At 69.5% G+C, this 9,069-nt stretch carries 8 protein-coding genes; 2 read left to right on the top strand and 6 right to left on the bottom strand.

Translation table 11 applies throughout. The features are described from left to right. Both BJP32_RS16445 and BJP32_RS16450 read right to left on the bottom strand, forming a co-directional pair. A partial coding sequence (locus tag BJP32_RS16445; RefSeq protein WP_076224860.1) for a hydroxymethylglutaryl-CoA lyase occupies window positions 1-906 on the bottom strand: 906 nt, incomplete at its 3' end. Then, window positions 903-2,594 (bottom strand): glycosyltransferase family 39 protein, encoded by a 1,692-nt coding sequence (locus tag BJP32_RS16450; protein ID WP_076224861.1) that lies wholly within the window; start codon window positions 2,592-2,594, stop codon window positions 903-905. The genes BJP32_RS16450 and BJP32_RS16445, both read right to left, overlap by 4 nt. A gap of 104 nt (window positions 2,595-2,698) precedes the next feature. Here BJP32_RS16450 and BJP32_RS16455 point away from each other — a divergent pair, with 104 nt between their 5' ends. Next, window positions 2,699-3,436, top strand: a complete 738-nt coding sequence (locus tag BJP32_RS16455) for a glycosyltransferase family 2 protein (protein ID WP_076224863.1) — start codon at window positions 2,699-2,701, stop codon at window positions 3,434-3,436. A gap of 261 nt (window positions 3,437-3,697) precedes the next feature. On the opposite strand, the gene BJP32_RS16460 is transcribed toward BJP32_RS16455, so the two are convergent. The 3 genes from BJP32_RS16460 to BJP32_RS16470 all read right to left on the bottom strand — a co-directional run bounded on the left by BJP32_RS16460 (window position 3,698) and on the right by BJP32_RS16470 (window position 5,469). Then, window positions 3,698-4,063 carry a hypothetical protein gene (locus BJP32_RS16460; RefSeq protein WP_076224864.1) on the bottom strand — a complete coding sequence of 122 codons (366 nt, stop codon included), beginning with the start codon at window positions 4,061-4,063 and terminating at the stop codon, window positions 3,698-3,700. 7 nt (window positions 4,064-4,070) lie between these two features. After that, window positions 4,071-4,652 carry a polyhydroxyalkanoate synthesis repressor PhaR gene (gene phaR, locus BJP32_RS16465; RefSeq protein WP_076224870.1) on the bottom strand — a complete coding sequence of 194 codons (582 nt, stop codon included), beginning with the start codon at window positions 4,650-4,652 and terminating at the stop codon, window positions 4,071-4,073. Window positions 4,653-4,773: 121 nt separating this feature from the next. After that, window positions 4,774-5,469, bottom strand: coding sequence for a hemolysin III family protein (locus BJP32_RS16470; protein ID WP_076224866.1), 696 nt, complete (start codon window positions 5,467-5,469; stop codon window positions 4,774-4,776). 182 nt (window positions 5,470-5,651) lie between these two features. On the opposite strand from BJP32_RS16470, the gene BJP32_RS16475 reads away from it, so the two are divergent. Further along, entirely contained in the window at window positions 5,652-6,827 is a 1,176-nt protein-coding gene (locus tag BJP32_RS16475; protein ID WP_076224867.1) for an acetyl-CoA C-acetyltransferase, read from the top strand. Between the two features lie 108 nt (window positions 6,828-6,935). Here BJP32_RS16475 and BJP32_RS16480 read toward each other — a convergent pair. Next, the coding region (locus tag BJP32_RS16480) for a S8 family peptidase (RefSeq protein ID WP_369822439.1) at window positions 6,936-9,069 on the bottom strand (2,134 nt) is incomplete at its 5' end.

Genomic DNA, 9,069 nt, shown 5'->3' on the forward strand with positions numbered 1-9,069 from the left:
CCACCCGCCCGCCCGGCTCAGTGCGCTGAGGCGGGGCTTGTCGACCTGGTCGCCGATCCAGCGTGCGGTCGTGATAAGAGCGTCCAGATCATAGCCGGTCGAGAAGCCGGCGCGTTCCAGCATGTAGACCAGGTCTTCGGTGGCGATGTTGCCGGTGGCGCCTGGCGCGAAGGGGCAGCCGCCGATGCCGCCGACGGAGGCGTCGAGGATGTCCACCCCGGCCTCTACCCCGGCGTAGGCGTTGGCCAGGCCGGTGTTGCGGGTGTCGTGGAAATGCAGGCGCAGGGTCGCGTCGGGGGCTGCCCTGCGTGCGGCCTCGACCTTTTTCGTCACACTCCAGGGATCGCCCACGCCGATGGTGTCGGCCAGGGCGATTTCCTCGGCGCCCAGCGCCGCGATGCGGGCGACAAGGTCGCTGACCTGTTCGACCGAGACCTCGCCGTCGAACGGACAGCCCCAGACGCAGGACAGGGTGGCCGACAGCTTGGGCGTCGCGCCCGGCGCGCCGTCTGCATTGGCGCGGCCGGCGATGATGTCGGACAGCATCTGCACCTGCTGGCCGACGCTGAGGCCCTGGTTCTTCAGGCCGAAGCCGTCGGTGGCCGACATGGCGACGTTGACCTCGTCCACCGCCGTGCCGAGAGCGCGGTCATAGCCCTTGCCGTTCAAGACCAGGCCGATACGGCTGCGGCCCTCAGTGCGGGGCAGGGCGGCCATGACCTCTTCGGCGCCCGCCATCTGGGGCACGTATTTAGGGTGGACGAAGCTGACAGCTTCGATGCGTCTGGCTCCCGCCGCCTCCAGTCGCTGGACGAAGTCAGCGCGGACGGCGGGCTCCAGCACCGTCTTCTCGTTCTGCAGGCCGTCGCGCGGGCCGACCTCCACGATCTGGATGAAGCGGCTCATTGGCGGGGGCTCCCCTGGTTCGTGCTCCTTTGGCCCGATCCGGCGGGGGCGTAGACGGTCAGGCGCACGTCGTCGCCCGAGGAATAGTTGTGGCCGCTGACCACGCCGACGGCGCGCCCGGCGGCGCCGAGATCGGCCAGGGCGCGGCGGAAGGCTTCGTCGTCGCGGGTCTCGACGATGGCGGGGCGACCCTCGGCCAGGGCGCGCGCGGCTCCGGCCCCGTCGGTCAGCTGGGTGTCCTTGCCGGTCAGGAAGACGAAGCTGGGCTCATGGAAGGTGGTGATGGCGACCGGCCCCGGATAACGGCCCTGGGCCGGGTTCAGCTCGGCCGAGTCCAGCGTCTGCACCAGACGCGGCGCGATCGACAGCGGGCGCAGTTGGCGGATGGTCCCGGCCAGGCCCGCATGCGCCAGAACGCCGAAGGCGATGGCGATCAGCAACCCGGTGATGGCCGCGCGGTTGACCAGCAGGAAGCCGCCCACGGCGGCCGCCATGACGGCGAAGACGATGGTGACCGTGGCCCAGGTCTGGGCGGTCGAGCGGCCGAACTCTGTCAGGCCGTAGACGGTGATCAGGCAGATGACCACGGCGGCGAACAGGCCCAGCAAGGCGCCGGTCACGCGCGAGACCTTGCCGATCGGCTGTGTCAGGGCGGCGGCGGCCAGCAGGGCGATCGCCCCGAAGGTCGGCAGGGTGTAGTGCCACAGCTTGGTCGGGGCCAGCTCGAACATCAGCCAGGCCGGGACCAGCCAGCAGACGGCGAAGCGGATCGCGGGCTCGGCGCGGCGATGCCAGCCGGTCGACAGGGCGGCCGGCAGCATCAGGGTGACGGGGAACAACAGCAGGGGCGACAGCAGCACATACATGCCGGGGAAGCCGCCGTGACTTTCATGGGCGCCCGCGATCTTGGGCGCCAGATCGCCGCCGATGGCCTCGCGCCAGAAGCCGCCGTCGGTGGCGATGGTGATGGCGATGGCCCACGGCCCGACCAGCAGGGCCACCAGCGGCAACCCCCAGCCCCAGCCCAGTTGGCCCAGCCACTTGATGTTCCGATCCCACAGCGACAGGGCGATGATGGTCAGGGCCACGACCAGCAGGCCGATCGGCCCCTTGATCAGGATGGACAGGCCGATGCCCGCCCAGAACAGCAGCTTGTGCAGCCGGTTCGCCTTCTCGCCCGCCCGCGTGGACATGTAGATGCGCGCCAGCGCCGCCATCGACAGGGTGGTCAGGCCCGCCAGCATGGCGTCGGTCTTGGCGATGCCCGCCTCGGTCGACAGCAGGAAGGTCGCGCCCAGCATGGCGCCCGCCAGGAAGCCCGCCCTTTGGCCGAACAGGGCCGCGCCCGCCCAGGCCACGGCCCAGGCCGCCAGCATGGCCCCCAGCAGCGACGGCAGGCGATAGGGCTGGATGTTGCGGTCCTCGACGTCCGAGGTCGCGGCCACGGCGGCGGCCTGCATCCAGTAGATGCCGATGGGCTTCTTCCAGCGCGGATCGTCTTGGAAGCGGATGTCGACATAGTCGCCGCCCTCCAGCATCTGGGCCGTCGCCTGGGCGAAACGACTCTCGTCCCGATCCAGCGGCGGCAGCAGCAGCAGGCTGGGCAGGCCGGCGATCAGGGCCAGCAGGGCCGCAAGGACAGGGCCGCGCCAGCCGGCGATGTAATGATCCAGGTTCGGGCGGTTCATGCCGCTGTCGTATCACGCCGGATGCGGCGCCCGGAAGCTTCAGCTTCTTCATCGACTGTGGACACGCCGTTTCGCCGAGGCGCGGCGTGCGCTAAAGAGCGTCGATGATCGACCGCTCCGCTTCCTCGCCTGACATTTCCGTCGTCGTGCCCGTGCATGATGAATCCGGCGCCGCCGTGCCTCTGGCGCGCGAAATCGCCGAGGCCTTCGCCGGGCGGTCCTATGAGATGATCTTCGTCAACGACGCTAGTCGGGACACGACCCTGGCCGAGCTGCGGGCGGCGATGGCCGAACTGCCCGCCCTGCGGGTGCTGTCGCACGGGACCAACGCAGGGCAGAGCCGGGCGGTGCGCACCGGCGTCCTGGCCGCGCGGGCGCCGATCGTGGTGACGCTGGACGGCGACGGCCAGAACCCGCCCGCCGATGCGCCGCGTCTTGCCGACGCCCTGCTGGCCGCGCCGCCCAACGTCGCCCTGGTCGGCGGGGTGCGCGCCAAGCGTCAGGACACCAACGCCAAGCGCCAGGCGTCGCTATGGGCCAACCGCATCCGCAAGAAGCTGCTGGGCGACGACGCCGACGACACGGGCTGCGGGCTGAAGGCGTTTCGCCGCGACGTCTTCCTGCGGCTGCCCTACTTCGATCACATCCACCGCTACCTGCCGGCCCTGATGATCCGCGAGGGGTATGAGAACCGCTACCTCGACGTCGACCACCGCCACCGCGAGACGGGCCGGTCGAAATACACCAACTGGGGGCGGCTGCGGGCGTCCTTTTCGGACCTGCTGGGCGTGATGTGGCTGAAGTCCCGCTCGCGCCGTCCGGGGGCGATCAGCGAGTTCTAAGGTACGCGCTTTCTACCCGCTCATCCCGGCGGAAGTCTGGACCCCAGTGCTTTTGCTACCCCGCTGACATATGCCGCCGAGTTAGCGGCTCTTACTGGATCCCGGCTTCCGCCGGGATGAGCGCTCTCTAGCTGAACGCTAAAAAAATCACCGCCACAACGGTGACGTCGAACAGGCGGGCGGTAAGGCTGAAAACGGCGGGCATGGCGCGGTCCGAAGGCGGTTGAACCTCGGCCTACGCAAGTCGCGCGCCAGACGCTGTCAGATCTCGGTCTTGCGCGACCGCCCCGGCGAGGGGCGCCGGTCATGCCGTCCCGAATATTCCCGGCCCAGATAGGTGGTGCGCGCCGCATCCAGCACCGGCGCCCCGCCCTTCAATCCGCGCTTCTGTCCCGACTGACCCAGCACCTGGGCGGCGAAGGCGGCGGGCGGCGGGGGCGGTGTGACGGCAGGCTTTGCCGAGGAGGCGGCAGGATCGGCCGCCTCTTCCGACGTTTCGGTCTCGGTCGGGACCAAGGCGCGCGCGCGCCGCCGCTCGCGATGGCGGCGGTCGCCTTCGCGGCGATCGTCCACGACAGGGTCGTTCAGCGGCCCCGACGCGCCGATGGGACGGATTTCATCCGCCACCTCGGCCTCAGCCCTTGGACTGGGCGAGGCGGTCGATCTGAGCCCGCATCTCGTCCATCTGGCGGCGCATCTCGTCCAGCGCGGCGCCTTCCTTGGCCGCTTCAGCCTTGGGTTCAGCGGCGGGCGTCTCGGCCGTCTCGCCTTCGGGGCGGCCATAGGCGAAGCCGGGGAACATCCGCATGGCGCGCTCGAACATGGCCATGTTCTGGCGCACGGCCTCTTCCATCAGATTGCCGCCGGGCGCGGCGGCGAAGGCGCGCGTGAACTGGCCGCGCAGCTGCTCCTGCTGGCGCGTGAACGTATCCAGCGACATCTCCAGATACGACGGCAGCACCCCCTGCATGGAGTTGCCGTAGAAGCCGATCAGCTGACTTAGGAACTGCACCGGCAACAGGGCCTCGCCGCGGCTTTCTTCCTCGAAAATGATCTGGGTCAGGATCTGGCGCGTCAGATCGTCGTTGGTCTTGGCGTCATAGACGACGAATTCCACGCCCTCGCGCACCATGCGGGCCAGATCGTCCAGCGTCACATAGGCGCTGGTGGCGGTGTTGTAGAGCCGCCGGTTCGCATACTTCTTGATGACGACCATGCCGTCACGGGTTTTTCCGCCCTCGGATTTCTTGTCGGTCACGCTTGTTCTCGCGATGTTGCAACGCCCAAGCATCCCGCATTGCGCGCGCGAAGGCGAGTCCCGTCTTTGACGCGGGGAGTCAGGCCTGGACCAGCACCACGCCGATCAGCACGGCGGCCCAGTGCACGCCCGCGCCGGTGACGACGAAGCCGTGCCAGATGGCGCGGCGGAACTTCACCTTCTGGCTGATGAAGACGAAGACCCCGGCCGTATAGATCAGCCCGCCCGCGACCAGCAGGCCCAGCGCCAGCGGGTGCACGGTCTCGATCATCGGTTTCAGCGCGAACACCGCCACCCAGCCGAACAGGACGTAGATCACGCTCCAGAAGGCGTCGGACAGGCGCGGCGCCAGCATCTTCACTCCTGCCCCGACGATGGCCATGGTCCACACCGCCAGGGTGAAGCCCACGGACCAGGCCCCCTCGAACCGAACAGCGGTGAAGGGGGTGTAGCTGCCCGCGATCATCAGGAAGATGGCCGCCTCGTCCAACCGTCGCAGCACCGGCCGCGCCGCGCACGGGTGAGTCAGATTGTAGACGGTCGAGGCCGTCAGCATGGCCACCAGACACAGGGCGTAGATCCCCGTCGACACCGCCGCGCCTACGCCCGCATAGACGCTGGCCAGAACGGCCAGAACCACGCCGCCCGCCGCCGCCAGCGCCAGGCCTACGGCGTGCACCCACAGATCGGCCAGGCGCTCGGCCCGCGTCTGGTAGTGTTCGATCATGTCCAGATCGTCGGGGGTGCAGATGCGGCGGGCGAGGGCTTTCAGCATGGTGAGGCTTTCGGCAAGATCACGTCTCCTTCCCTTTCTGAAAGCGCAGCATGGGGCATCGTTCCCGGCCGATGGTGCGGCGCGGCGATGACGTTTTGCTGATTGCTGCATCGCAACAGGTGACGTGCGCCTGCGAATGCGGCACAACCTCGCGCAAAGAATTTCTCCAGGGAGTGAATAAAATGACTGACGTCGTCATCGTCTCCGCCGCCCGCACGCCGGTCGGCTCCTTCCTCGGCGCCCTGTCGACCCTTCCGGCGTCCAAGCTGGGCGAGGTCGCCATCAAGGCGGCGCTGGAGCGCGCAGGCGTGGCCGCTTCCGATGTGGACGAGGTGATCCTGGGCCAGGTGCTGCAGGCGGGTGCGGGCCAGGGCCCGGCGCGTCAGGCGGCCATCGGCGCCGGTCTGGCCAACGAAACCCCGGCCTGGAGCCTGAACCAGCTGTGCGGTTCGGGCCTGCGCGCCGTGGCCCTGGCCTATCAGCAGATCGTGCAGGGCGACGCCAGGATCGTCGTCGCCGGCGGTCAGGAAAGCATGAGCCAGTCGCCGCACACGGCCCAGCTGCGCAACGGCCAGAAGATGGGCGAACTGGCCTTCAAGGACAGCATGCTTCAGGACGGCCTGATCGACGCCTTCCACGGCTATCACATGGGCCAGACGGCCGAGAACATCGCCGCCAAATGGTCGATCGACCGCGCGTCTCAGGACGCCTTCGCCGTCGCCTCGCAGAACAAGGCCGAGGCCGCCCAGAAGGCGGGCAAGTTCGCCGACGAAATCGTTCCCGTCACCATCTCGACCCGCAAGGGCGACGTGGTCGTGGATCAGGACGAATACATCCGCCACGGCGCGACCCTCGAGGCGATGGAGAAGCTGAAGCCCGCCTTCGTCAAGGACGGCACGGTGACGGCGGCCAACGCCTCGGGCATCAACGACGGCGCCGCCGCCCTGGTGCTGATGAGCGCCGATGAAGCCAAGGCGCGCGGGCTTGAGCCGTTGGCCCGCATCGCCTCCTGGGCCACCGCGGGCGTCGACCCGGCCATCATGGGCACCGGCCCGATCCCGGCCTCGAAGAAGGCGCTGGAGAAGGCGGGCTGGACCGTCGCCGATCTGGACCTGATCGAATCCAACGAAGCCTTCGCCGCCCAGTCGCTGTGCGTGGTCAAGGAGCTGGGTCTCGACCCGGCCAAGGTCAACGTCAACGGCGGCGCCATCGCCATCGGCCACCCGGTCGGCGCCTCGGGCGCGCGCGTCCTGACGACGCTGCTGCACGAGATGAAGCGCTCTGGCGCCAAGAAGGGTCTGGCCACCCTGTGCATCGGCGGCGGCATGGGCGTGGCCCTATGCGTCGAGCGCGCCTAAGCACGACGCCACAGGCGGAGCAGGAAAGGCCGGCGAGCGATCGTCGGCCTTTTTCTTGCGCCCTATAACCCCCGCTCATCCCGGCGGACGCCGGGGTGGGCGGGAAGTTCAGAACCCCCGCCGCCAACTGCCCAGCAGGGCGTAGCCGGTCGGGGCGCCCGCGCGGTGCTGCTCCTCGCGGCTGGCCACGGCCTCGAGCTGCAGCCAGGAGCCGCCGGGCAGGGCGTGCAGGCTGCGCACGCTGAAGTCGATCTGCCGCCCCGACGGCGCGGCCGAGAAGCGCCGTTCCGAGAAGGTCACCGGGTCGAAATAGTCCAGCGGCGCGTCGGCCAGATAGGCGCTGAACGTCCCGTCCTCGATCCGCAGCGGCTGGGAAATCTCCCACGTCAGACTGCGGCAGCCCAGGGCCTTGGTGAAGGACCACGTCGGACAGGTTGACTGCAACGACGCTCGCCACGTCGAGCTGATCGCGGGGGTCGACAGGTGCAGGAACCGCCCTTCCAGCTCGGTGCGGCCGAAGCCCGCCTCGCCCGACAGGATGAAGCCGCGCCCCAGATCCACGTCCGCCCCGACCGCCGCAAAGCGCGTCCGCGACGGCAGGGCGAAGTCCGACTGCGTCGGCAGATAGGCCCCCAGCGGCCCCATCCGCTCGTCCAGAGCCCCGAGACTGAACGACAGGCCGCCGTTCTCGGCGCGCCAGTCCAGCCCCGCGCGGGCGTAGGTCGAGGCGTCGCGCTCGACCGGACGCAGCGGCGCGCGCCGGTCGCCCGACCCGCTCTCGGCGCTGAAGGTCAAGGCGCCGAAATGCATCGCTCCGCGCAGGGCGTGGTCGGCCTGGCTCAGCGCCACGAAGCCGTCGCCGGACCCGCTGCGGAACGGCGAGCGCGCCCCGCCCTGACCCTGCCACGCCGCGAACGACATCCGCCCGGCCTGAACGTCGAACAGGGCCTCGCTGCGCGGCTCGTCGCCCAGCCACGGCGCGTCATAGGGGCCGTAGCGCGCCACGACCGGCTCGGGCAGTTCGACCGGCGCGGCGGCGGCCAGGGACAGTCGCGTCCCGCCCGGCGCATCCAGCGACACCTGCGACTGGCGCATGGGCGTCGGCGTCTCGGGCTGCCAGCTGCGGCGCGGGGCAGAGCCGTAGGCCAGGCCCAGGTCGACGCGGAAGAGCCGCTCATACTCGTCGTAGGCGATGGTGCTCAGCGCCCCGGTCCGACCCATCGCGTCCCCGAACGGCCCGCCGACATGGGCGCCGGGCGCCAAGGCGATGTTCACTGATGCGCCGGCCGCCATGGGCGAGGCGGTTGCGCCGACGGGCTGGAACGCGCGGGCGATATCCAGGGCTCCGCGCCCGAAGGTGACGTCGGTCCCCGCGTCGCCGAGATCCGCCCCGGTGCGCAGCAGAATGTCCACCGCCTCCCGTCCCGTCAGATTGGGGAAGGCCTCCAGCAGCAGGGCCAGGGCGCCCGCCACGGCGGGCGAGGCGAAGGAGGTGCCGTTGACCCGCCAGCAGCCGTCGCCTTCGCAGCCTACGATCACATCGACGCCCGGCGCCGTCAGATAGACGCCCTGCGAAACGCCTGCCTTATTGGAGAAAGCGCCCAGTTGGCGCGCGCGATCATGGGCGCCGACGACGATGATGGAGCCGGCGAAGCGCGGGTCGCTGGCGTATCGGCCAGGCCATTCGGGATTGGCGCCCGCCTCATTGCCGGCGGCGATGGCGAAGATGACCCCGGCGTTTACCGCGCGCTGCAGGGCCGCTTCGAATTGGGAGCCTAGAGGCGTCTCGCCGCCCAGGGACAGATTGATGATCTTGGCCCCGTTCTGAACCGCGTAGTCCAAAGAGCGCACCAGGTCGGATGATCGGAAACAGACCTTGTCGTCGGGGTCCGTGCAGTCGCTGACATCGGCGCGAATCGACAAGATGGTCGAGTTGAAGGCGACGCCGACGGTGCCGAAGCCGTTGAAAGGCGCGGCGATGATGCTGGAGACATTGGTCCCGTGGTCGTCCGCGCCTTGCGGCTGGTTGCGGCCGGGCACCACATCGGTCGACAGGGGAGAGACGTTCACCCCCAGATCCTGATGGTTCAGCTTGATGCCGCTGTCCACCACGGCGACGGTCACGCCGCGACCGGTGGCGCCTCTCTGCCAGGCGCTCATGGCGCCGACGTCTCCGACGCCCCAGTTGCGCAGATATTCGGCGGATGTCGCGCTGGGGATGGCCGGAGGAGCGGGCGGAGGA

This window comes from Brevundimonas sp. ZS04 (assembly GCF_001956865.1).
Taxonomy (GTDB): Bacteria; Pseudomonadota; Alphaproteobacteria; order Caulobacterales; family Caulobacteraceae; genus Brevundimonas; species Brevundimonas diminuta.

What these genes read in the sequence shown, in the direction of transcription:
- BJP32_RS16450 (WP_076224861.1), bottom strand. Translation starts at nt 2,594, where the DNA reads ATGAACCGCCCGAACCTGGATCATTACATCGCCGGCTGGCGCGGCCCT.
- BJP32_RS16455 (WP_076224863.1), top strand. Translation starts at nt 2,699, where the DNA reads ATGATCGACCGCTCCGCTTCCTCGCCTGACATTTCCGTCGTCGTGCCC.
- phaR (WP_076224870.1), bottom strand. Translation starts at nt 4,652, where the DNA reads ATGGTCGTCATCAAGAAGTATGCGAACCGGCGGCTCTACAACACCGCC.
- BJP32_RS16470 (WP_076224866.1), bottom strand. Translation starts at nt 5,469, where the DNA reads ATGCTGAAAGCCCTCGCCCGCCGCATCTGCACCCCCGACGATCTGGAC.
- BJP32_RS16475 (WP_076224867.1), top strand. Translation starts at nt 5,652, where the DNA reads ATGACTGACGTCGTCATCGTCTCCGCCGCCCGCACGCCGGTCGGCTCC.